Source organism: Pseudomonas pergaminensis (genome assembly GCF_024112395.2).
Lineage (GTDB): Bacteria > Pseudomonadota > Gammaproteobacteria > Pseudomonadales > Pseudomonadaceae > Aquipseudomonas > Aquipseudomonas pergaminensis.
Genome location: NZ_CP078013.2, coordinates 1402428 through 1425659, shown reverse-complemented (window position 1 = coordinate 1425659; position 23232 = coordinate 1402428). Strand labels below are relative to the sequence as shown.

At 61.6% G+C, this 23232-nt stretch carries 22 protein-coding genes; 11 read left to right on the top strand and 11 right to left on the bottom strand.

From position 1 onward, the window contains the following. Positions 1-42 precede the first annotated feature (42 nt). Together KUA23_RS06395 and KUA23_RS06390 are read left to right on the top strand one after the other, a co-directional pair. Complete coding sequence (locus tag KUA23_RS06395) at positions 43-1248, top strand: aminotransferase class V-fold PLP-dependent enzyme (RefSeq protein WP_099493732.1); 1206 nt, start codon at positions 43-45, stop codon at positions 1246-1248. Continuing rightward, a complete protein-coding gene (locus KUA23_RS06390) occupies positions 1245-1658 on the top strand; it encodes a SufE family protein (protein WP_078047196.1) in 414 nt (137 codons plus the stop codon). Before KUA23_RS06395 ends, KUA23_RS06390 begins: the two co-directional genes overlap by 4 nt. 116 nt (positions 1659-1774) lie before the next feature. Here the strand turns inward: KUA23_RS06390 and tcdA are convergent, their stop codons facing one another. Continuing rightward, complete coding sequence (gene tcdA, locus KUA23_RS06385) at positions 1775-2584, bottom strand: tRNA cyclic N6-threonylcarbamoyladenosine(37) synthase TcdA (protein ID WP_065877359.1); 810 nt, start codon at positions 2582-2584, stop codon at positions 1775-1777. Between the two features lie 218 nt (positions 2585-2802). Between tcdA and KUA23_RS06380 the strand changes: the two genes are divergently transcribed. The 4 genes from KUA23_RS06380 to KUA23_RS06365 all read left to right on the top strand — a co-directional run bounded on the left by KUA23_RS06380 (position 2803) and on the right by KUA23_RS06365 (position 8045). Continuing rightward, a complete protein-coding gene (locus KUA23_RS06380; protein ID WP_099493730.1) occupies positions 2803-5394 on the top strand; it encodes a glycosyltransferase in 2592 nt (863 codons plus the stop codon). A 258-nt stretch (positions 5395-5652) separates the two neighbouring features. Continuing rightward, on the top strand, positions 5653-6804 hold the full coding sequence (dapE, locus tag KUA23_RS06375) for a succinyl-diaminopimelate desuccinylase (RefSeq protein ID WP_099493729.1): 1152 nt from the start codon (positions 5653-5655) through the stop codon (positions 6802-6804). Further along, on the top strand, positions 6804-7613 hold the full coding sequence (locus tag KUA23_RS06370) for a putative RNA methyltransferase (protein WP_252993598.1): 810 nt from the start codon (positions 6804-6806) through the stop codon (positions 7611-7613). Before dapE ends, KUA23_RS06370 begins: the two co-directional genes overlap by 1 nt. Before the next feature lie 54 nt (positions 7614-7667). Further along, positions 7668-8045 (top strand): hypothetical protein, encoded by a 378-nt coding sequence (locus KUA23_RS06365; protein WP_012722582.1) that lies wholly within the window; start codon positions 7668-7670, stop codon positions 8043-8045. Between the two features lie 140 nt (positions 8046-8185). Here the strand turns inward: KUA23_RS06365 and KUA23_RS06360 are convergent, their stop codons facing one another. Further along, on the bottom strand, positions 8186-8395 hold the full coding sequence (locus tag KUA23_RS06360; RefSeq protein ID WP_003219353.1) for a cold-shock protein: 210 nt from the start codon (positions 8393-8395) through the stop codon (positions 8186-8188). A 181-nt stretch (positions 8396-8576) separates the two neighbouring features. On the opposite strand from KUA23_RS06360, the gene plsB reads away from it, so the two are divergent. From plsB to KUA23_RS06345, 3 genes are read left to right on the top strand one after another with little or no spacing between them, the layout of a single operon-like run. Beyond that, complete coding sequence (gene plsB, locus KUA23_RS06355; RefSeq protein ID WP_252993597.1) at positions 8577-11081, top strand: glycerol-3-phosphate 1-O-acyltransferase PlsB; 2505 nt, start codon at positions 8577-8579, stop codon at positions 11079-11081. Positions 11082-11132: 51 nt separating this feature from the next. Further along, positions 11133-11534 carry a YbaY family lipoprotein gene (locus tag KUA23_RS06350; RefSeq protein ID WP_252993596.1) on the top strand — a complete coding sequence of 134 codons (402 nt, stop codon included), beginning with the start codon at positions 11133-11135 and terminating at the stop codon, positions 11532-11534. A 39-nt stretch (positions 11535-11573) separates the two neighbouring features. After that, positions 11574-12263 carry a DUF4197 domain-containing protein gene (locus KUA23_RS06345; protein WP_071496953.1) on the top strand — a complete coding sequence of 230 codons (690 nt, stop codon included), beginning with the start codon at positions 11574-11576 and terminating at the stop codon, positions 12261-12263. 69 nt (positions 12264-12332) lie between these two features. On the opposite strand, the gene KUA23_RS06340 is transcribed toward KUA23_RS06345, so the two are convergent. Together KUA23_RS06340 and KUA23_RS06335 are read right to left on the bottom strand one after the other, a co-directional pair. Continuing rightward, the gene (locus KUA23_RS06340) at positions 12333-15398 is read right to left on the bottom strand and encodes an efflux RND transporter permease subunit (RefSeq protein ID WP_252993595.1); all 3066 of its coding nucleotides are present in this window, start codon (positions 15396-15398) and stop codon (positions 12333-12335) included. Positions 15399-15404: 6 nt separating this feature from the next. Further along, entirely contained in the window at positions 15405-16505 is a 1101-nt protein-coding gene (locus KUA23_RS06335; RefSeq protein WP_214496524.1) for an efflux RND transporter periplasmic adaptor subunit, read from the bottom strand. A 93-nt stretch (positions 16506-16598) separates the two neighbouring features. On the opposite strand from KUA23_RS06335, the gene KUA23_RS06330 reads away from it, so the two are divergent. Next, positions 16599-17252, top strand: coding sequence for a TetR/AcrR family transcriptional regulator (locus KUA23_RS06330; protein ID WP_078047188.1), 654 nt, complete (start codon positions 16599-16601; stop codon positions 17250-17252). A gap of 44 nt (positions 17253-17296) precedes the next feature. Here the strand turns inward: KUA23_RS06330 and KUA23_RS06325 are convergent, their stop codons facing one another. After that, on the bottom strand, positions 17297-18079 hold the full coding sequence (locus KUA23_RS06325) for a class I SAM-dependent methyltransferase (protein ID WP_078047187.1): 783 nt from the start codon (positions 18077-18079) through the stop codon (positions 17297-17299). A 96-nt stretch (positions 18080-18175) separates the two neighbouring features. Between KUA23_RS06325 and KUA23_RS06320 the strand changes: the two genes are divergently transcribed. Further along, a complete protein-coding gene (locus KUA23_RS06320; protein WP_078047186.1) occupies positions 18176-18796 on the top strand; it encodes an energy transducer TonB in 621 nt (206 codons plus the stop codon). 3 nt (positions 18797-18799) lie between these two features. On the opposite strand, the gene KUA23_RS06315 is transcribed toward KUA23_RS06320, so the two are convergent. The 6 genes from KUA23_RS06315 to adk all read right to left on the bottom strand — a co-directional run bounded on the left by KUA23_RS06315 (position 18800) and on the right by adk (position 23092). Continuing rightward, positions 18800-19480, bottom strand: coding sequence for an extensin-like domain-containing protein (locus tag KUA23_RS06315; protein ID WP_250883449.1), 681 nt, complete (start codon positions 19478-19480; stop codon positions 18800-18802). Positions 19481-19501: 21 nt separating this feature from the next. Then, entirely contained in the window at positions 19502-20329 is an 828-nt protein-coding gene (locus tag KUA23_RS06310; RefSeq protein WP_252993594.1) for an isocitrate lyase/PEP mutase family protein, read from the bottom strand. A 27-nt stretch (positions 20330-20356) separates the two neighbouring features. Continuing rightward, positions 20357-21217, bottom strand: coding sequence for a DUF72 domain-containing protein (locus tag KUA23_RS06305; protein ID WP_252993593.1), 861 nt, complete (start codon positions 21215-21217; stop codon positions 20357-20359). After that, positions 21217-21507, bottom strand: coding sequence for a hypothetical protein (locus tag KUA23_RS06300; protein ID WP_078047182.1), 291 nt, complete (start codon positions 21505-21507; stop codon positions 21217-21219). The genes KUA23_RS06305 and KUA23_RS06300 overlap by 1 nt, the downstream gene beginning before the upstream one ends. Before the next feature lie 160 nt (positions 21508-21667). Then, positions 21668-22354, bottom strand: coding sequence for a tRNA (adenosine(37)-N6)-threonylcarbamoyltransferase complex dimerization subunit type 1 TsaB (gene tsaB / locus KUA23_RS06295; protein ID WP_214496528.1), 687 nt, complete (start codon positions 22352-22354; stop codon positions 21668-21670). Between the two features lie 90 nt (positions 22355-22444). After that, positions 22445-23092: an adenylate kinase gene (adk, locus tag KUA23_RS06290; protein ID WP_010212617.1), complete on the bottom strand. Its 648-nt coding sequence runs from the start codon at positions 23090-23092 to the stop codon at positions 22445-22447. Positions 23093-23232: the final 140 nt, after the last annotated feature.

The window sequence follows — 23232 nt, the reverse complement described above, 5'->3', positions numbered from 1 at the left end:
GGGCCCCTACCCTGGGGCTCGCTTATACGAGTCTTGAACACCATGCTAGTGCCCTCCCCCTGGCGCGCCGATTTCCCGGCCATCGCCACCCTGCAACGGCAAGACCAGACCTACCTGGACAACGCCGCCACCACGCAAAAACCCCAGGCCCTGTTGGATGCCATCAGCCATTACTACGCCAACGGCGCAGCCAATGTGCACCGTGCCCAGCATTTGCCAGGTGCCCATGCGACCCAGGCGTTCGAAGACAGTCGCAGCAAAGTCGCGCAGTGGTTGAACGCAGGCGACAGTGGGCAGATCGTGTTCACTCACGGCGCTACTTCTGCGCTGAACCTCCTGGCCTATGGCCTTGAGCACTTATTCAATGCGGGCGATGAGATTGTCATCAGCGCCCTGGAACACCACGCCAACCTGCTGCCTTGGCAGCAACTGGCCAAACGTCGCGCCGCCACGCTGGTGGTGTTGCCGCTGGACGATGACGGCGTGATCGACCTGCCCGCCGCAGCCGAGCTGATCGGCCCACGCACGCGTCTGCTGGCGGTGAGCCAGCTGTCCAACGTGCTCGGCGCCTGGCAGCCGCTGGAGGCCTTGTTGGCGCTTGCCCGGCCACACGGCGCCTTGACCGTAGTCGATGGCGCCCAAGGCATCGTCCACGGCCGTCACGATGTGCAGGCGCTGGGCTGCGATTTCTATGTGTTTTCCAGCCATAAACTCTATGGCCCGGACGGCGTCGGGGTGCTGTTCGGCCGCGATGAAGCCCTGCATCACCTGCGTCACTGGCAGTTTGGCGGCGAGATGGTGCAACAGGCGGACTACCACAGCGCCAGCTTTCGCCCGGCGCCGCTGGGTTTCGAGGCCGGTACACCGCCGATTGCCAGCGTGATTGGCCTGGGCGCCAGCCTGGATTACCTGAGTTCGCTGGACCAGCAGGCCGTCGTTGCCCACGAAGCGGCGCTGCATGATTACTTGTTGCGCGGGCTCAACGCGCGCAATGGCGTGCGCATACTCGGTTCACCGCAGGTCGCGCTGGTGAGTTTTGTCGTAGAGGGCGTGCATAACGCTGACCTTGCGCACTTGCTCACCGAGCAAGGTATTGCCGTGCGCGCCGGCCATCACTGCGCGATGCCCCTGCTCAAGGCGATGCACCTGTCGGGAGCCATTCGCGTGTCCCTGGCGTTGTATAACGATTCCGATGACCTGGAACGCTTCTTCGAAGCGCTGGACCAATCCCTGGATATGCTGCGATGAGCTTGCCGATAGAGGCCGTTGCCGCACTTGAAGCCTTCCAGGCCGTCGGCAGTTGGGAGCAGCGCGCACGGATGCTGATGCAATGGGGCGAGCGGCTGCCGCCATTGGCGGATGAAGACAAGGTCGACGCCAACCTGGTGCAGGGCTGTGAAAGCCTGGTGTGGCTAGTGGGGCGTTTGGAGGATGGCCACTGGCAGTTTGTTGCGAGCAGCGATGCGCGGATGATTCGAGGGTTGGTGGCGTTACTGCTGGCGCGGGTCAATGGGTTGTCGACGGCTGAGTTGCAGGCGGTTGACGTGCCCGACTGGTTTGCACAGTTGGGGCTTTCCCGCCAACTGTCACCGTCGCGCAGCAATGGCCTGAATGCGGTCTTGCAGCGCATGCGGGCATTAAGCCTTGCACAAAACTAAATGTGGGAGCGGGCTTGCTCGCGAAAGCGCGGCGTCAGTAGATACATGATTGACTGAACCAGCGCATTCGCGAGCACGCCCGCTCCCACATTTGGGTCTATGTTCAGCAGTGAGATCTAGGCGGGTTTGACCCGCTCGGATGGCCTGCGCACCCCGGCCACAATTTTGTCCACCGCCTTGGTCGCCGCGACCATGCCAAAGGTGGCCGTCACCATCATCACCGCGCCAAATCCGCCCGCGCAGTCCAGCTTCACGCCGTCTCCGACAAAACTCTTCTGCAAACAGATGCTGCCGTCCGGCTTGGGATAGCGCAGTTGTTCGGTGGAAAACACGCACGGCACGCTGTAGTGGCGGGTCACGGTGCGTGAGAAACCGTAGTCGCGACGCAAAGTGGAGCGCACTTTCGAGGCCAGCGGGTCATTGAAGGTGCGGTTCAGGTCGCAGACTTGGATCAGCGTCGGGTCAATCTGCCCACCAGCGCCGCCGGTGGTGATGATCTGGATCTTGCGGCGCTTGCACCAGGCAATCAGCGCGGCCTTGGCATTCACCGCGTCGATGCAGTCAATCACGCAGTCGATGTTGGGCGTGATGTACTCGGCCATGGTGTCGCGGGTCACGAAGTCCGCCACCGCATGCACGGTGCAATCCGGGTTGATACCACGCAAGCGCTCGGCCATGACTTCGACCTTGGGCTTGCCCACGGTGCTGTCCAGCGCGTGCAACTGGCGGTTGCTGTTGCTGACGCACACGTCGTCCAGGTCAAACAGCGAGATCTCGCCCACCCCGCACCGGGCCATGGCTTCCGCTGCCCACGAACCTACGCCGCCGACGCCGACGATCGCCACATGGGCCGCTTTCAAGCGTTCCAGGCCTTCAATGCCATACAAGCGGGCGACGCCTGCAAACCGCGGATCTTCTGTACTCATGACCATTACCCCAAAAACCGGCGCGCATTATAGTGCTACGCAGCGACAAGTTCGAAGCTTCAAGCTACAAGTTAAGAACTAAGATGGTCTTTCGCGGACTAATGTCCGGTTTTTCTCTGCTTGCTGTACGGTCAGGGAAGGGCCGGTGTAGGATGCGCGCCGTTCGGCGCAGGCCGACACCTCTCTTCGTTCCACACCCTTTGGAACCCGAAATAGCCATGGCATCGCGTAAATTTGGACTCAACCTGGTGATCGTGCTGGCAATCGCCGCGCTGTTCACCGGTTTCTGGGCGCTGATCAACCGCCCCGTCACCACTCCCAACTGGCCTGAACAGATCTCCGGTTTTTCCTACTCGCCGTTCCAGCAAGGCCAGTACCCACAGAAAGGTCAGTACCCGACCGACGACCAGATGCGTCGCGACCTCGAGATCATGAGCAAGCTGACGGACAACATCCGTACTTACTCGGTCGATGGCACCCTGGGTGACATCCCCAAGTTGGCCGAAGAATTCGGCCTGCGCGTGACCCTCGGGATCTGGATCAGCCCGGATCTTGAGCGCAACGAGCGGGAAATCCAGCGCGCCATTGAAATTGCCAACAGCTCGCGCAGTGTGGTGCGGGTGGTGGTCGGCAACGAAGCCCTGTTCCGTGAAGAAATCACCCCAGAAGCCCTGATTGTGCTGCTCGACCGGGTGCGCGCTGCTGTGAAAGTGCCGGTGACTACGTCCGAGCAGTGGCACATCTGGGAAAAGAACCCGCAACTGGCCAAGCACGTCGACCTGATCGCCGCGCACATCCTGCCGTTCTGGGAATACATTCCCATGGACAAGGCCGGCCAGTACGTCCTCGACCGCGCCCGCGACCTGAAGAAAATGTTCCCGAAAAAGCCGCTGCTGCTGTCGGAGGTTGGCTGGCCTAGCAACGGGCGCATGCGCGGTGGCAATGAAACGTCCCCTGCCGACCAGGCGATCTACTTGCGCACTCTGGTGAACAAACTGAATCGCCAAGGCTTCAACTACTTCGTGATCGAGGCGTTCGATCAGCCGTGGAAAGTCAGCGACGAAGGCTCGGCCGGCGCGTACTGGGGCGTGTACAACGCCGCACGCCAGCAGAAATTCAACTTTGACGGGCCGGTGGTGGCAATTCCACAGTGGCGCGTGCTGGCCATCGGTTCGGTGGTGCTCGCATTGCTGTCCCTGACGCTGTTGATGATCGACGGCTCGGCCCTGCGCCAGCGTGGTCGTACCTTCCTGACCTTTATCGCGTTCCTCTGCGGTTCGGTGCTGGTGTGGATCGGCTACGACTACAGCCAGCAATACAGCACCTGGTTCAGCGTAACCGTCGGTATCCTGCTGGCCCTCGGCGCCCTGGGCGTTTTTATCGTGTTGCTGACCGAAGCCCACGAACTGGCGGAAGCGGTGTGGACCCACAAGCGTCGGCGTGAATTCCTGCCGGTCGAGGGGGATTCGGACTACCGCCCAAAAGTGTCGATCCACGTGCCGTGCTACAACGAGCCGCCGGAGATGGTCAAACAGACCCTCGACGCCCTGGCCGCCCTGGATTACCCGGACTACGAAGTCCTGATCATCGACAACAACACCAAGGACCCGGCGGTGTGGGAACCGGTGCGCGACTATTGCGAAACCCTCGGTCCGCGCTTCAAGTTCTTCCATGTCGCGCCCCTGGCCGGTTTCAAGGGGGGTGCGCTGAACTACCTGATCCCGCACACCGCCAAGGACGCCGAAGTGATCGCCGTGATCGACTCCGACTACTGCGTATCACCGAACTGGCTCAAGCACATGGTCCCGCACTTCGCCGACCCGAAAATCGCCGTGGTGCAGTCGCCGCAGGATTACCGCGACCAGAACGAAAGCACCTTCAAGAAGCTCTGCTATGCGGAATACAAGGGCTTCTTCCATATCGGCATGGTCACCCGCAACGACCGTGACGCGATCATCCAGCACGGCACCATGACCATGACCCGTCGCTCGGTGCTTGAAGAACTGGGCTGGGCCGACTGGTGCATCTGCGAAGACGCCGAACTGGGCCTACGTGTGTTCGAGAAAGGTCTGTCGGCGGCGTATTACCACGACAGCTACGGCAAGGGCCTGATGCCGGACACCTTTATCGACTTCAAGAAACAGCGTTTCCGCTGGGCCTACGGGGCGATCCAGATCATCAAGCGCCACACCGCCAGCCTGCTGCGCGGCAAGGACACCGAGCTGACCCGTGGCCAGCGCTACCACTTCCTCGCAGGCTGGCTGCCGTGGGTGGCGGATGGCATGAACATCTTCTTCACCGTGGGCGCCCTGTTGTGGTCGGCGGCGATGATCATCGTGCCGACGCGGGTCGACCCGCCGTTGCTGATTTTCGCGATCCCGCCGTTGGCGCTGTTCGTGTTCAAGGTGGGCAAGATCATCTTCCTCTACCGCCGTGCGGTGGGTGTGAACCTCAAGGACGCGTTCTGCGCAGCCTTGGCGGGTCTGGCGTTGTCCCACACCATCGCCAAGGCGGTGCTGTATGGCTTCTTCACCACCAGTATTCCGTTCTTTCGTACACCGAAAAACGCGGATAACCACGGCTTCTGGGTAGCGATTTCCGAAGCCCGCGAAGAAATGTTCATCATGTTGCTGCTGTGGGGCGCGGCACTGGGGATCTACCTGGTGCAGGGCTTGCCGAGCAATGACATCCGCTTCTGGGTGGTGATGCTGCTGGTGCAGTCGCTGCCGTATGTGGCGGCGCTGGTCATGGCGTTCCTGTCGTCGCTGCCGAAACCGGCGCCGAAGGCCGAGCCGGCGACGGTTGAGTAAAAACTTGCGCAATGCACTAAACGGCGGCCTCTGGCCGCCGTTTTGCTATAAGATAACGGCCGTTTTGTTGGATCAGGCAAGCGCCGATTGCCTTATGTGGGAGCGGGCTTGCTCGCGAATGCGGTGTTTGCGCCAATACATGCGTAGCTGACACTCCGCATTCGCGAGCAAGCCCGCTCCCACATTAGAATTTCGCCATTTCAAGTTCTGTATTCCACATTCGCCCTGCGCCCATTACACGCTTTCCGGAGTTCCCCCATGACGGCCCACGCCGACCTTTCGCCGACCCTTCAACTTGCCATCGACCTGATCCGTCGGCCCTCAGTGACGCCGGTCGACGCCGATTGCCAGAAGCTGATGATGCAGCGCCTGGGCGACGCCGGTTTTGCGCTTGAGCCAATGCGCATTGAAGACGTGGACAACTTCTGGGCCACTCACGGCAAGCACGACGGCCCGGTGCTGTGCTTTGCCGGCCACACCGACGTGGTGCCGACCGGCCCGGTGCAAGCCTGGCAGAACGACCCGTTCGACGCGTTGATCGATGAAAACGGCATGCTTTGCGGGCGTGGCGCAGCAGACATGAAAGGCAGCCTGGCCGCGATGCTGGTGGCGTCGGAGCGTTTTGTCGCCGACTACCCGGACCACAAGGGCTCGGTCGCTTTCCTGATCACCAGCGATGAAGAAGGCCCGGCGCACCATGGCACCAAGGCCGTGATCGAACGCCTGGCCGCACGCAAGGAGCGCCTGGACTGGTGCATCGTCGGCGAACCTTCCAGCACCACGCTGGTGGGCGATGTGGTCAAGAACGGCCGTCGCGGCTCCCTCGGCGCCACCCTGACCGTACGCGGTGTACAGGGTCACGTGGCCTACCCGCACCTGGCGAAGAACCCGATCCATCTTGCCGCACCGGCCTTGGCCGAACTGGCCGCCGAGCATTGGGATGACGGCAACACGTTCTTCCCGCCGACCAGCTTCCAGATCTCCAACCTCAACTCCGGCACCGGCGCGACCAACGTGATCCCGGGCGACCTGACGGCAGTGTTCAACTTCCGCTTCTCCACCGAATCCACCGTTGAAGGCTTGCAACAGCGGGTTGCCGAGATCCTCGACAAGCATGGCCTGGACTGGCACGTGGACTGGGCCCTGTCAGGCCTGCCGTTCCTCACCGAACCCGGCGCGTTGCTGGATGCGGTGTCGGCGAGCATCAAGGCGATCACCGGGCGTGAGACCAAGGCGTCCACCAGCGGTGGCACTTCGGATGGGCGCTTCATCGCCACGCTGGGCACCCAGGTGGTCGAACTCGGCCCGGTCAACGCCACGATCCACCAGGTCAACGAGCGCATACTGGCCAGCGACCTCGATGTATTGACCGAGATCTACTACCAGACCCTGATCAAGTTGCTCGCCTGATGCTGGCCTGCCCCATTTGCAGCGCCCCGCTGAACGCGGTGGACAATGGCGTGGCGTGCCCGGCCGGGCACCGTTTCGACCGCGCGCGCCAGGGTTACCTGAACCTGTTGCCGGTGCAGCACAAGAACAGCCGCGACCCGGGCGATAACCTCGCCATGGTCGAAGCCCGTCGTGATTTTCTCAACGCCGGGCACTACGCCCCGGTGGCCAAGCGCCTGGCGGAACTTGCCGCAGAACGCGCGCCGCAGCGCTGGGTGGATATCGGTTGTGGCGAGGGTTACTACACCGCGCAAATCGCCGACGCCCTGCCCCACGCCGATGGCTACGCCCTGGATATCTCCAAGGAAGCCGTCAAGCGCGCGTGCAAGCGCAACCCGGGGCTGACCTGGTTGATTGCGAGCATGGCCCGCGTGCCATTGGCGTCAGGCAGTTGCCAGTTTCTTGCCAGCGTGTTCAGCCCATTGGACTGGGAAGAGGCCAAGCGCCTGCTCAGCCCCGGCGGCGGCCTGATGAAGGTCGGCCCGACCAGCGGCCACCTGATGGAACTGCGTGAGCGCCTGTACGACGAAGTGCGCGAGTACACCGACGACAAGCACCTGGCCCTGGTGCCCGACGGCATGAGCCTGGCCCACAGCGAGACGCTGGAATTCACCCTGAGCCTGGCCGAGCCCCAGGACCGAGCGAATTTGCTGGCGATGACACCCCACGGCTGGCGCGCCAGTGCCGAGCGCCGTGCCGAGGTCATCGAGGCCGCCGAGCCGCTGCAGGTCACGGTGTCGATGCGCTACGATTATTTCGTGCTTCAATAACCGACTTTTAAGCATCCGCGAATGGATTTTCGAATCCCGCAACGAGGAACATCCATGCGCCAACCTGATATCGAGATTTACCTGAAGGACGCCGACGTCGACTACAAGGCCATCGCCGCTTGGCTGGGCGCCGCTCTGGGTCCTTGCACCGACTGGGTCCAGAAAGGCCAGACCTACAAATGCAAGGCCGGCAACGTGCCCGTGACCTGGCTCCCCAAAGCCGTGGGCAAATGGAACAGCCTGTACCTGGAAAGCGACCAGACGCCGTGGGACGACGATATCGCCTGCGCCCGCGCCGCGTTTGCCGCGCTGAACGTCGAAGTGCGTTGCGCGCCGGGTACGTGGGTCGAGGAAGAAGGTGAAGAAAGCGCTGATACCTGGATTCGCATCAGTGAAGACGGTGAAGAGCAGATCACCTGGAAAACCGCATAAGCCTGAGGTGTGAACCCAATCAAACTGTGGGAGCTGGCTTGCCTGCGATAGCATCACTGTGGTCTAGCTGATAGACCGAAGTGTCTGCATCGCAGGCAAGCCAGCTCCCACATGGGTTCAGCGGTGTAACAACGTCCGCGTTAAAGCCCCACCACATCCTCCGCCTGCAAGCCTTTCTCGCCCGTCACCACGGCGTATTCCACCTGCTGGCCCTCGGCCAGGGAGCGGTGGCCTTCACCGCGAATGGCGCGGTAGTGCACAAACACATCCTTGCCGTCTTCGCGTTGAATGAAGCCATAGCCCTTTGCATCGTTGAACCACTTCACATTGCCGGTTTCGCGCGTTGCCATCTGTTTTGCTCCCACATGCTTTTTATTGTTGAGTCGCTCGCATTGAACTGCCGAGTATAAGACAGGCTCAAAAACGATCAACTCAAGTTTACATCGCTGCTTTTTTGCCGATTTTCGGCGAATACGGCACACTACCCGCCCGAGCGCCTGCTCGGTTTTTTCCACTTGAAGCAGCACGCCTATGACCCGCTCCCCGTTCCGCCGTCTAGTGTTTGGCACCTTGCGCCGACTGTTGTACCTCTGGGTTCGCTCGGAGACGATCAACCAGTCGTCCCTAACCCTCAACCTGGACCGCAGCCGGCCGGTGTTCTACGTCCTGCAATCGCCCTCCCTCACCGAATTGGCCGTGGTCGATGCCGAGTGCACCAAGGCCGGCCTGCCGCGCCCGGTGCTGCCGGTCTCGGTCGGTCCGTTGATGGAACCGGCGGCGTTCTTCTACCTCACGCCGGAACCGGACTGGCTCGGCCGCCAGGACAAGCGCGGCGCGCCGCCGACCCTGACCCGCCTGGTCGACACCCTCAGCGAACACGCCGAAGAGAATGCACAAATCATTCCGGTCAGCGTGTTCTGGGGCCAGTCGCCCGAAAGCGAGTCCAGCCCGTGGAAGCTGTTGTTTGCCGACAGCTGGGCCGTCACCGGGCGTCTGCGTCGCTTGTTGAGCATCCTGATCCTGGGTCGCAAGACCCGTGTGCAATTCTCTGCGCCTATCAATCTGCGTGAATTGATCGAGCACAATAAAGGGCACGAACGCACTGTGCGCATGGCCCAGCGCATCCTGCGTGTGCACTTTCGTAACCTGAAGACGGCGGTGATCGGCCCCGACCTGTCCCACCGTCGCAACCTGGTGAAGGGCCTGGTCAACATGCCATTGGTGCGCCAGGCCATCATCGACGAAGCCGAGCGCGAAAAAATCAGCCCGGAAAAAGCCAAGGCCCAGGCCCTGCGCTACGGCAACGAAATCGCCTCGGACTACACCTACACCGCGATCCGCTTCCTCGAAGTGGTGCTGAGCTGGTTCTGGAACAAGATCTACGACGGCATCAAGGTCAATAACATCGAAGGTGTGCAAAAGGTTGCCCAGGGTTACGAGGTAATCTATGTGCCGTGCCACCGCAGCCATATCGACTACCTGCTGCTGTCCTACCTGCTGTTCAAGAACGGCCTGACCCCGCCACACATCGCCGCCGGTATCAACTTGAACATGCCGGTGATCGGCAGCCTGCTGCGCCGTGGCGGTGCGTTTTTCATGCGCCGCACCTTCAAGGGCAATCCGCTGTACACCTCGGTGTTCAACGAATACCTGCACACCTTGTTCACCAAGGGCTTCCCGGTGGAGTACTTCGTCGAAGGCGGACGCTCGCGCACCGGGCGTATGCTGCAGCCAAAGACCGGCATGCTGGCGATTACCCTGCGCAGTTTCCTGCGCTCCTCGCGCATGCCCATCGTGTTTGTGCCGGTGTACATCGGTTATGAGCGCGTGCTCGAAGGCCGCACCTACCTTGGCGAGCTGCGTGGCGCGAGCAAGAAAAAAGAATCGATCTTCGATATTTTCAAAGTGGTCGGCGCGCTCAAGCAACGCTTTGGCCAGGTCGCGGTCAACTTTGGCGAGCCGATCAAGCTGGCCGAATTCCTCGACAGTGAACAGCCGGATTGGCGCTCCCAGGAACTGGGCCCGAACTACAAGCCGGCCTGGCTCAACGAGACCACCAACCGCCTCGGCGAACAGGTGGCGCGCCACTTGAACGAAGCCGCGGCGGTAAACCCGGTGAACCTGGTGGCGCTGGCATTGCTGTCCACCACACGCCTGGCCCTGGACGAACAAGCCATGGCCCGCCAGTTGGACCTGTACCTGGCGCTGTTGCGCCGGGTGCCCTATTCGCAGCACACCACCTTGCCCGAAGGTGATGGCCTGGCGCTGATCAAACACGTCAAGGACATGGACCTGCTGTCGGAACAGAGCGATGCCCTGGGTAAGATTCTGTACCTGGACGAGCAGAACGCCGTCCTGATGACGTACTACCGCAACAACGTGCTGCACATCTTTGCCCTGCCGGCGCTGCTGGCAAGTTTCTTCCAAAGCACCTCGCGCATGAGCCGTGAGCAGATCCTGCGCTACAGCCACGCGCTGTACCCGTACCTGCAATCGGAACTGTTCATTCGTTGGTCACTGGAAGAACTCGATACGGTGATCGACCAATGGCTGGAGGCCTTTGTCGAGCAAGGCCTGCTGCGTTTCGAGAACAACGTGTACCTGCGCCCGGCCCCGAGCTCGCGGCACTTTGTGCTGCTGACGCTGCTGTCCAAGAGCATTGCCCAGACCCTGCAACGCTTCTATATGGCCATCTCACTGCTGCTCAACAGTGGCCAGAACAGCATCAGTGCCGAAGAACTGGAAGACCTGTGCACGATCATGGCCCAGCGCCTGTCGATCCTGCATGGGCTCAACGCCCCGGAGTTCTTCGACAAGAGCCTTTTCCGACATTTCATCCAGACCTTGCTGGAGCAAGATGTGCTGCGCCGCGACGAGTCTGGCAAGTTGAGCTACCACGACCTGCTCGGCGAACTGGCCGAGGGCGCGGCCAAGCGCGTGCTGCCAGCGGAAATTCGCCTGTCGATCCGCCAGGTCGCCCTGCACCGTGTCGATGGCGCGGCCGAAGCACCTGTCGAACCTGAAGAAAGCCGCTAGATTTAAGAAGGCGCCGGTTGGATGCCGGCGCCGCTGAAAAGGAGCTGTACCATGAAAAAGATCATCCTCCTGGGCCTCACCGCCCTGCTCGGAGCCTGCCAGTCCATGAGCCCCACGCCCAAGGCCAGCCTCGATGGCGAAGTGTTCTACCTGCAACGCATCGCCCTGCCGCCGGCCGCGACCCTGAGTGTCAGCCTGCAAGACGTTTCCCTGGCGGATGCACCGGCTGTGACCCTCGCCGAGCAGAAAGGCCCGGTCAAGGGCCAGGTGCCGCTGCCCTTTCACCTGAGCTACGACCCGGCGCAAGTCAAACCCGGCCACAGTTACTCGGTGAGCGCTCGCATCGAACTGGATGGCAAGCTACTGTTTATCACCACCGAACAGCACTCCGTGCAGCTCAATGGCCAGGACCCGCAACCGCTGCGCCTGCGCGTTGATGCAGTGGCCCACTGATAGCCAACAGAACATAAGCCCTACCAAAAGGAAGCGTCCATGCTCCGTAACTCCCTTCGTTTGACTGCCCTGTGTGCCGGCCTGTTGCTCGGTGCCAACGCCATGGCCCTGGACTTGAGCAGCCTGTCCCAGGGTGACGCCAGCGGCGGCCTCAAGGACGCCCTGACCCAAGGCGCGCAGATTGCCGTGAAGCAACTGGGCGTACCCGGTGGTTTCAGCAACAACCCGGAAGTGAAGATCGGCCTGCCAGGCAAGCTGGGCAAAGTCGCCGACAAACTGAAAATGTTCGGCATGGGCGACCAAGTCACCCAGCTGGAAACCAGCATGAACAAGGCTGCCGAAACCGCCGTGACCCAGGCTCAGCCGATCCTGGTCAACGCCGTGAAGAACATGAGCGTCACGGACGCCAAGGGCATCCTCAGCGGTGGCCAGGATTCGGCCACCCAATACTTGAACAAAAGCAGTCGCGAACAGATCCGCGCCAAGTTCCTGCCAATCGTCAAGGCCGCTACTGACAAGGTCGGCGTGGCCCAGCAGTACAACGCTTTGGCCGGCAAGGCTGCAGCCTTCGGCGCGGTGGACGCCAAGAGCGCCAACGTCGAGAACTACGTGACTGAACAGGCGCTGGACGGCTTGTTCAAGATGATTGCCAAGCAGGAAGAAACTATCCGCGAGAACCCGGCGGCGGCGGCCACCAGCCTGGCGAAGAAGGTATTCGGAGCGCTGTAACCCTCGCATCACCGTTGAACCACTGCGCCAAGGCCGCTTGTACGGGGCCTTGGCGCAATGCTGTCAGGCTTACACCACTTCTTTCCTGACTCTGAACCATGCCGCGTACAACGCCGGCAGGAACAACAGCGTCAGCGCGGTTGCCACAATCAACCCGCCCATGATCGCCACGGCCATCGGCCCGAAGAACACACTGCGTGACAGCGGGATCATTGCCAACACTGCCGCCAAAGCCGTCAGCACAATCGGGCGGAAGCGTCGCACGGTGGCTTCGATGATCGCCTGCCACGGTGCCAGGCCCGCCTTGATGTCTTGTTCGATCTGGTCCACCAGGATCACCGAGTTACGCATGATCATCCCGGACAGGGCGATGGTTCCCAGCATGGCCACGAAGCCGAAAGGCTGGCGGAAGACCAGCAGGAACAGCGTCACACCGATGAGCCCAAGCGGGGCGGTCAGAAACACCATCGCCGTGCGTGAGAAGCTGCGCAGTTGCAGCATCAGCAAGGTCAGCACCACCACGATGAACAGCGGCACACCGGCTTTTACCGAGTTCTGGCCACGGGCAGAGTCCTCGACCGTACCGCCGACGTCCAGCAGGTAGCCATCCGGCAGCTCGGCACGCACACCTTCAAGGCTCGGCAGGATCTGCTGGACCAATGTCGCCGGTTGCTCCTTGCCACAGATATCCGCACGGACCGTCACCGTCGGCAGACGATTGCGGTGCCAGATGATGCCTTCTTCGAAGCCATATTCGAGGGTGGCGATCTGCGACAGCGCCACGCTTTTGCCATTGTCGGTCGGCACCGCCAGGCTTGGCAGCAGAGACAGTTCGGTGCGCTCATGCACGGTGCCGCGCAGGAGAATTTCGATCAACTCATTGTCCTCCCGGTATTGACTCACGCTGGAACCGGTCAACGAACTCTGCAGGAATTTCGACAGGTTGGCCGTACTGACGCCGAGGGCTCGGGCACGGTCCTGGTCAATATTGAGGTAGACGATCTTGCTCGGCTCCTCCCAGTCCAGGTGCACGTTGACCACATGGGTATTCTCGCGAACCTTGGCCGCCACTTTGCGCGCGAGGGCGCGGACTTCCTCGATGTGTTCACCGGTCACCCGGAACTGTACCGGGTAGCCCACGGGTGGGCCGTTTTCCAGGCGGGTCACCCGTGAACGCAGATCGGGAAATTGCTCGTTGAGGGTTTCGATCAGCCAGGTGCGCAGGCTTTCGCGCTCCTCGATGGTTTTCGCCAGCACCACAAACTGGGCGAAGCTGGCGGCTGGCAGTTGCTGATCCAGCGGCAGGTAGAAACGCGGCGAACCAGTCCCCACGTAGGCCACGTAGTTGTCGATGCCTGCGTGGTGCTTGAGCAAAGCTTCCAGGCGTTTGACCTGCTCGGCGGTGTTGCTCAGGGAGGCGCCTTCGGCAAGTTTGAGATCAACCATCAGTTCCAGGCGACCGGACGCCGGGAAGAACTGTTGTGGTACGAAGCGGAACAGCGCCACCGAGCCGATAAACAGCAGCAGGGTGAGGACGATTACCGTCTTGCGCCGCCGCACGCACCACTCCACCAAACGTCTTACGCGCTGGTAGAACGGCGTGCCGTAGGGATCCGGACCATCGGTGCCGTGCTTGGCTGCATGAATCTTCGCCAGGTCTGGCAGGAGTTTTTCCCCCAGGTAGGGCACGAACACTACGGCAGCGACCCACGAAGCCAGCAACGCGATGGTCACCACCTGGAAGATCGAGCGTGTGTATTCGCCGGTGCTCGACTGCGCCGTGGCAATCGGCAGGAAACCCGCGGCGGTGATCAATGTGCCGGTGAGCATCGGGAACGCGGTGCTGGTCCAGGCAAAGCTGGCGGCCTTGAGCCGGTCGTAGCCCTGCTCCATTTTGATCGCCATCATCTCCACGGCGATGATCGCGTCATCCACCAGCAAGCCGAGCGCCAGCACCAGCGCGCCCAGGGAAATCTTGTGCAAGCCGATGCCGAGGTAGTACATGGTGGCAAACGTCATTGCCAGAACCAGCGGAATCGCCAGGGCCACCACCATGCCGGTGCGCACGCCCAGAGAGAAGAAACTCACCAGCAACACGATGGCCAGCGCTTCGGCCAGTACCTGCACGAATTCGCCGACGCTGGTCTTCACCGCCGCCGGTTGGTCCGACACCTTGCGCAGCTCCATGCCGGCCGGAAGGTTCTTCTGCAGGCGTGCGAATTCGCCTTCCAGGGCTTTGCCCAAGACCAGTATGTCGCCACCGTCACGCATGGCGACGGCCAGGCCGATCGCGTCTTCGCCCATGTAGCGCATGCGCGGTGCCGGTGGGTCGTTGAAGCCACGGTGGATATCAGCCACATCACCGATGCGGAAGGTGCGATCACCCACACGGATCGGGAAGTTGCGGATCTCTTCCACAGTCTTGAAGTTGCCCGACACCCGCAGTTGCACGCGCTCGCTCGGGGTTTCAAAGAAGCCTGCGGTGGAGACCGCATTCTGTTCCTGCAAGGCTTGCTGCACCGCCGCCAATGGCAGGCCGAGGGTGGCCAGCTTGAGGTTGGACAGCTCGATCCAAATTTTTTCATCCTGCAGGCCAAGCAACTCGACCTTGCCCACATCCGCGACGCGCTGCAGTTGAATCTGGATGCGGTCGGCGTAGTCCTTGAGCACCGCGTAGTCGAAACCGTCGCCGGTCAGTGCGTAGATGTTGCCGAAGGTGGTGCCGAATTCATCGTTGAAAAACGGCCCCTGGATATCCGGCGGCAAGGTCTGGCGAATGTCGCTGATCTTCTTGCGCACCTGGTACCACAGCTCGGGAATCTGCGCCGAGTGCATGGCGTCACGGGCCATGAAGGTGACCTGGGACTCGCCGGGGCGCGAGAAGGAGACGATGCGTTCGTACTCACCGGTCTCCATGAGTTTTTTCTCGATGCGCTCGGTAACTTGCCGCGAGACTTCCTGGGCCGTAGCGCCGGGCCAGTTGGTCTTGATCACCATGGCCTTGAAGGTGAACGGCGGGTCTTCGCTCTGCCCCAGCTTGGAGTAGGACAATGTGCCGACAACCGCCAGCAGGATCATCAGGAACAGTACGATCTGGCGATTGCGCAACGCCCATTCGGAAAGATTGAAACCCATCGGGGACTACTCCTTGGCCGCCAGATTCACCACACGGTTGGAGCGATCCACCGGCCGCACCTGCTGGCCTTCGTGGAGCACATGCACACCCGCAGCAATCACCCAATCGGTCGGGGCCAGGCCTTCCAGGACCGGGACGGATTTTTCACCAAAGGCGCCAATGCGCACCGGCACACGGGTGATGGAGTTGTCCGGCTGCACACGCCAGACGTAGGACGCACCGTTCTCCGCACTGAGGGCCGACAGCGGCACCGACAGCGGAACAACACCGTCGGCCTGTATGAAAACGCGCGCGCTTTGGCCCAATTCGGCCGGGACCTTGCCACCGATGAATGCCACACGTGCGGCGAAGGTGCGCGACTTCGGATCGGCTGCCGGCGACAGCTCGCGAATGCGCCCGCTGAAGCGTTGATCGGGCTGGCTCCACAGCTCGACCGACACCGGCTGGCCGATCTTGAAGCGGCCAAAACCTTGCTCCGGCAAGCTGATCAGCACTTCACGCTCGCCATCGGTGGCCAGGGTAAATACGGTCTGGCCGGCAGACACCACTTGGCCGACTTCTACCGCACGCTTGGCAACCACCCCGTCCTGGGGCGCACGCAATACGGCATAGCCGGCCTGGTTGCTGGCCACGTCGAACTCGGCCTTGATCTGCTTGAGGCGTGCTTCACCGGATCTATAGAGGTTTTCGGAATTGTCGTACTGAGAGCGGCTGACCATCTGACGGTCCATCAGAGTCTTGTAGCGGTCGCGTTCGGCCCGCACCAGGCTCAGGTTGGCCTCGGCGGCGGCGACTTGGGCTCGGGTCGCTTCCAGTTGCAGGCGCACGTCCTGAGGATCGAGCTCTGCCAGCGCCTGGTTGGCCTTGACGCGTTCGCCCTCTTCCACCAGCCGCTTGCTGACTTTGCCGCCAATGCGAAAGGCCAGGTCCGGCTCAAAGCGTGCGCGCACTTCGCCGGGGTAGCTGTCCATCGACTGCGCAGAAGGCTGTGGCTGCACTACCATGGCCGGGCGGATGGTAATCTGGGCCGCTTCTTCATGGCCGCAAGCGGCCAACAGCAAGACCAAACTGACAGGCAAAGCAAAGGGCAGGAAAGTACTGCGCATGCTGTAGGACCTTTCGCAAGTAGAGCTAGGAATAATTATACTGGCGGGTATGGTATTAATACCAAACTCGCCAGTCCAGTATTAAAGGTGAAAATGTCCGACAATCCTGTAAACACCAATAGCCCCGGGCGCCCCAAGGACATGGCAAAACGCCAGGCAATCCTCGAAGCAGCGAAAAATCTGTTTTTGAGCAATGGCTACGCCAGTACCAGCATGGATGCGGTGGCACTGGAGGCCGGCGTGTCGAAACTGACCGTGTACAGCCACTTCAACGATAAAGAGACCTTGTTCACCGCCGCTGTGGTGGCCAAGTGCGAAGAACAACTGCCGGTGATGTACTTCGAGCTGCCCACGGGCATGCCCGTGGAAACCGTATTGTTGAACATCGCGCGGGGGTTCCATCGCCTGATCAATAGCGAAGAGTCAGTCAACCTGCATCGCCTGATGATGACCACCGGCAATCAGGACGTGAAACTCTCGCAGATCTTCTTCGAGGCAGGCCCCATGCGCATGTTGCAGGGCATGGAACGCCTGCTCAGCAAGATCGACCAGAGCGGCGCGCTGAGCATCGACAAACCGTTCACGGCAGCCGAACACTTCTTCTGCCTGCTCAAGGGCACGGCGAATTTTTGCCTGCTGTATGGCTGCGGCGGGCAACTGAGCGAAGAAGCCGCCGAAGCCCATGTGCAGGAGGTGGTGGGGTTGTTTATGCGGGCTTATAGGAGAGAGGCAGCGGTAAGTTGTTAGCTGCAAGCTGCAAGTTGAAAGCACTTTAGCTTGCAGCTTGTGGCTTAAGGCTTGAGTGCTTTTTTAGGGTAGATGTCATACCGGCTGGACTTGCCATCCAACGCATGGCTCGGCTTGGGCCCCTCAATGCACGGCGCCTTGCGCGGACGCTTGACCACCACCCGGTGACTGGCCAGGGCCAGGGCGGCCGCCAACAGCGCCGGAGCGTCTGGATCATCCCCCACCAGCGGCCGGAAAAGGCGCATTTCCTTCTTCACCAGCGCAGTTTTCTCACGATGCGGAAACATCGGGTCGAGGTAGATCACCTGCGGCGGCTCGCCTTCCCAATTGCGCATCACGTCGATGGAGTTGCCCTTGAGCAGCGTCATGCGTGCCACGATCGGCGCCACCTCGAAATCATCCGCGCCACGCGCCAGCCCGTCTTCAAGCAATGCGCCGATCAGCGGCTGACGCTCGATCAGGCTCATCTCGCAGCCCAGGCTCGCCAGCACAAAGGCGTCCTTGCCCAGACCTGCCGTGGCGTCCAGCACCCGTGGGCGCACGCCTTGGGCGATGCCGACGGCCTTGGCGATCATCTGCCCGCTGCCGCCACCATACAAACGCCGATGTGCCGCGCCCCCTTCCACAAAGTCCACCCGCACCGGCCCAGGCGCATCAGGCCCGAGCTGTTGCAACTGCAGGCCATGCTCCCCGACTTGCAGGGAAAAGTCCGCATCCGCCACCTGCAACGGCAGCCCCAACAGAGACGCCCACTGCTCGGCACGGGCCTTGAAACCGTCGCCCAAGGCCTCGACCTGTATGCGGCTGGCCGCTGGTTGTTCGCTCATCAATCGCTACGCTCAAAAATATTAAGGATCGGCAAATACCGGCCGATAAAAACAACAGTCAGGTATTTTGCCAGAGCTGAGCGTCGACCGAGAAAAATGTCAGACATTCTTCCCCTAACCATCGGTGTACTGCCGACCCACAACCACTACGGCCTGCGCAATACTCAAGCGCTGGCCGGGGTGAGTCATGTGTGGCAGGACTTCTTCGCCCGGGCGCTGGCCGAGCAGCTTGGCGATACGCCGGACGCGCTCGCCGTGCAGGTGCCTGCACCAGCGGACCCAGCGGTAGAACCCAGCGCCGGCGCCGACCTGTTGTCGCAGATCCTCACCCAACGTGAGTGCGACGTGAAAGACACCGAAATCGCCCCCCCTGAACCGCTGTTCCTGCCGATCGCCGAGCTCGAGGCCGACTTGCTGCCACCGGCCGCCCCGCCGTTCCCGGAAGAAGAGATCGTCGCCCAGCAGCGCCAGCAGAATTTCGAAAGCGGCTGGGTGCGCCCGATTGTGCTGACCGCCGGCCAACCGTTGCCAGAGCCTGGCCCGGCACCGGAACCTCGCCCTCTGCACCTGCCCATCGCCGAATTCGAACTGGACCTGCTGCCACCTGCTGCCACGCCGTACCCGACCGAAGAACTGGTGGCGCAACAAAAAGCCTTGGACTTCGATTACTACTGGGCGCGCCCGCTGGTCACCCAGAACCTGCGCCTGGCCGCCTGACCCTCAGCGACACACCCACCAACGCCCCATATCCAGATGGAAATGGTTGCGGTGCGCGGCGTTGTAGTCCGGGCTCAACACCACATTGAAATCATCGCAGGCGCTGTCGCGGACCTGACGCAGAAACCGCGCCTTGTCGCCCTCCCCTGGCCAGTCCTTGAGCACGTTGATGCTGCGCCCATCCGCCAGGCGAAAGCCGGCAATGTCCAGCGCATTGGCCGACGCGTGCTGGCTGAGTCGCCCCTCGGCACGGTTGTAGATATTGCGGCAGGCAAAGCTGCCCAGGTGATCGACCCGCGTCACCGCCTGGCCGAATATCGCCTGGGCCGCCGGTTGCACACTGTGGCGCTCGAACAGCGCAAACGCCACCGCCAATGGGCAACTGGCAAGGAAGCTGCTGCTCAGCCCCACCGCAGCGCCCTGAACGCGCAAAGTATTGCGCAAGGGGCACGCGGCATCCGCCGGCGAGTCCGCCTGATGGCTGACGCGCAGGCCCGAGGTTTCCAGCACCTGGTCGCACAGCGCCGGGTCATCCTGCAGGCGGCCCAGCTTGTAGCGGGTCAAGAAGTTGGGGTTGGCGCGCACGTCCAGCGGTGCCCATGGGTTCCAATCGGCCGGCAGTGGCACCCATCCACGCCAGGCACCCACGGCAACGGCACCCGCCAGGATCAGCAACACGCCCATCACTTTGAAAAAGCGCACCGCTTAGTCCTTGAAGAACTGGTTGGCCTGACTGAACGGCATCTTGCGCTCGGTAAAGGTGAACGTGCCCAGTTCATAGACTTCCTGGGCAGCGCGATAGAACTCACCATAGGCGGCCAGCGCCAGGGCCGAGCCAACGCTGATGCGCCGCACACCCATCTCGCTGAGCTGCGCGACGCTCAGGTTCAAGCCGCCGGACATCAACACATTCACTGGCTTGGGCGCCACCGCCTTGACCACCGCCAACACTTCCTCGGCAGTGCGCAGGGCCGGCGCGTACAGCACGTCGGCACCGGCCTCGGCGTAGGCTTGCAGGCGGCAGATGGTGTCGGGCAGATCCAGGCGGCCATGCAGGAGGTTTTCCGCACGGGCCGTCAGGGTGAAAGGGAATGGCAGGCTGCGCGCGGCAGCCACCGCGGCTTCCACACGCTCGACGGACAGGTCGAAGGGATAGATCGGGTCGACGGCAATGCCCGTGGCATCTTCGATGGAGCCGCCAACGATCCCGCTAGCCGCAGCACGCAGGATGGTCTGGGCGCAGCCTTCAGGGGTGTCACTGAAGCCATTTTCGAGGTCGGCCGCCACCGGCAACGTTGTGGCCTTGGCGATCATACTGGCATTGATCAACGTGTCTTCCAGGGACAGCGCGCCTTCTGCATCTGGCCGCGCCAGGCTGAACGCGTAGCCCGCGCTGGTGGTGGCCAGCGCTTCAAAACCCAGGCTGGCCAGCATGACGGCGGAGCCTGCGTCCCACGGGTTTGGCATCACGAACGCGCGGTCACGCTCATGCAAGGCCTTGAAGGTTTCGGCGCGAAGGGTTTGAGCATCCATGTCGGGCTCCTGGCGGGAAAAGGAGCCCTAGAGTAACCCCAGTTGCTCCGCTTCGGGGGCTCGATCCAAGGTCGGCAGCGGCGGCAGGCCGGGTAGACGCGCCATCAACTGGTCGTGAAAGCGCAGCGCCAATTGCGCGGCGAGGCGGTTATCCGAGGTGTGCAGGAACACGTAGGGGGTGCGCCCTTCTTCGATCCAGCCGGCGACCTTTTCCACCCATGGCACCAAAAATGGGTCGTTGGCTTCCAGTTCGGGATGACCGATAAACCGCACTTGGGGAAACTGCGTCAGCGCCGCCGGTCTTGGCGGCACCTTGGGCTTTTTCGATTGGGCGTGCAGCACGGCGGCCGTGGTGGAGGTGCAACTGAACAGTGCGCGCGGGTCCAGGCAGATACGCTCCACACCTCGGTCACGCAGCAAGCGGTTGAGCATGCGCTCGGCATCGCCCTTGGCGAAGAACGCCTGATGGCGTACCTCCACTGCCATTGGCCGCTCCAGGCCATCAATGAAACCTGCCAGCTCTCCCAGGCGCTGCGGTGTGAACGTCGCGGGCAGTTGCAACCACATCGGCGAGACGCGCTCCCCCAACGGGCTCATCAAGCCCACAAAGCTTTGCGCAGCCGGCAGCTGTTCAATCAGGTTGCCGCTATGGCTGATATCACCGGGAAATTTGGCCGTGAAGCGGAAATCGTCGGGCATGATTTCAGCCCAGCGTTGCACCGTGGCGGCCGAGGGGCGAGCGTAGAACGTGGTATTGCCTTCAACCGCATTGAAGACTTGGGAATAGAGCGCGAGGTAATCGCTGGAGCGGGCATCGGCGGGGTACAGGTACTCGCGCCAGGCGTTTTCACTCCAGGACGGGCAACCGAGGTAGTAAGGCAGACGCATCAGATGTGGATGTCGAGACCCAGCACTTCCATATCCCATTCGACAAAACCGGCGGTGGTCAGGTAGCTGGCCAGGGCGTTGGCGACGCTTTTGCTCATGGAGCGCGGGAAGACCATGTCTTGCTGACGGGCGGGAAGACCGCTGATACGAGCTTGAGAGTTGGCCTGCGCATCGGCCTGGACGTCGATGAAGTCCGGTGAATCCTCGACCGACTCGTCTACCGTGACGTTTGCCTTACGCGGCTTGCGTTTGATTGGGTAAGACTGTGAGGAAAAGCCATCAATACGCATGGGCGCGAACTCGCTATCAGTAATGGCATTTTGGCAGCATCGTCCATGGTGCGCAAATGCTCTGGTGATAACTAGAACACATAATTTGAAAAAGGTTTAAAACCAGGGCCAAATTCTGACGATTGGTGAACTTAGCACCAAATTGCCATCATTTTTGACGTCAAATAATCCCGCGCTCGGCCTTGGTCTGCGCCACTTTATCGCGCAGGTACACAGGCGCTGCCTGATCTGCGGGAATCGCCTCACCGCGCTCGAAGGCGAAGCGCGCGAGGGTCAACAAATCTTCAGCGTGAGGCAACATCGTCGCGTCCTGGCCCACCAAGGGCACAGCGATGCGCTCGCCATAACCCCAACCGGTGCCAGCACCGAACCAGTCACCGCTGGCATCGTCCGGGAGTACAGACGCTTGCGGCGGCTGCACGGCTTCCACACCCACCAGGCGCATCTCGCCCGCCGTTTCGCGGTAGCAGCCCCAATAGACTTCATCCATGCGCGCATCGATGGCCGCCGCCACCTGGTGGGCACCGTGTTCACGCAAGGCGCGCTGGGCCAGCACGGCAAGGTTGGACACCGGCAACACCGGACGCTCCAACGCGAATGCCAGGCCCTGCACCACGCCGATGGCAATGCGCACACCGGTAAATGCACCCGGGCCACGGCCGAAGGCGATGGCATCCACCGCCGCCAGGGTGGTCCCGGCGTCTTCGAGCAGTTGCTTGATCATGGGCAACAGCTTCTGCGCGTGCAGGCGCGGAATCACCTCGTAGTGGCTTGTTACCTTGCCATCGTGCAGCAGGGCAACGGAGCAAGCTTCAGTCGCGGTGTCCAGGGCCAGCAGGGTGCTCATCGGTGTGGGTGTCCAAGTCGAAAAAAAGTGCGCCAGTATAAACAACAACGGCCCGCAAGCGGGCCGTTATCCTTGAAGCCAGTCGAGGGATCAGCTCAGTGCTTGCAGCACTTTGGCAGTGATCGCTTCAACCGAGCCGACGCCAGGAATGTGGCTGTACTTCGGCTTGCCCTGGGCGGCGGACAGCTTCTGGTAGAAGTCCACCAGCGGTTTGGTCTGGGAGTGGTAGACCGACAGGCGATGACGCACGGTTTCTTCGGTGTCGTCTTTACGCTGCACCAGGTCTTCGCCGGTCACATCGTCCTTACCTTCCACTTTAGGCGGGTTGTAGACAGTGTGGTACACGCGGCCAGAGGCTTCGTGAACGCGACGCCCGGCAATGCGCTGGACGATCTCTTCATCTTCAACCGCGATTTCGACCACGGCATCCAGCTCGACGCCGGCCTTCACCAGGGCTTCAGCCTGGGGAATGGTGCGTGGGAAGCCGTCGAACAGGAAACCGTTCTTGCAGTCTTCCTGGCTGATGCGTTCCTTGACCAGGTTGATGATCAAGTCATCGGAAACCAGGCCACCGCTGTCCATCACGCTCTTGGCGATCAGGCCCAGCTCGGTGCCAGCCTTGACGGCCGCACGCAGCATGTCGCCGGTGGAGATTTGTGGAATTCCGAATTTTTCAGTGATGAACTTTGCCTGAGTACCTTTACCGGCCCCGGGAGCTCCCAGCAGAATGACGCGCATCGATGTGCTCCTCAATTTTTTATAGAGATGACGCTCGGATTCGCCGCGGGGGGCCAATCGCGTAAAAATAGAATTCGGGCCGCCCAAACGGCCAAAGGCTGATCAAGATACACAGCAGGCCTTAAGCACACAAGCCGCCA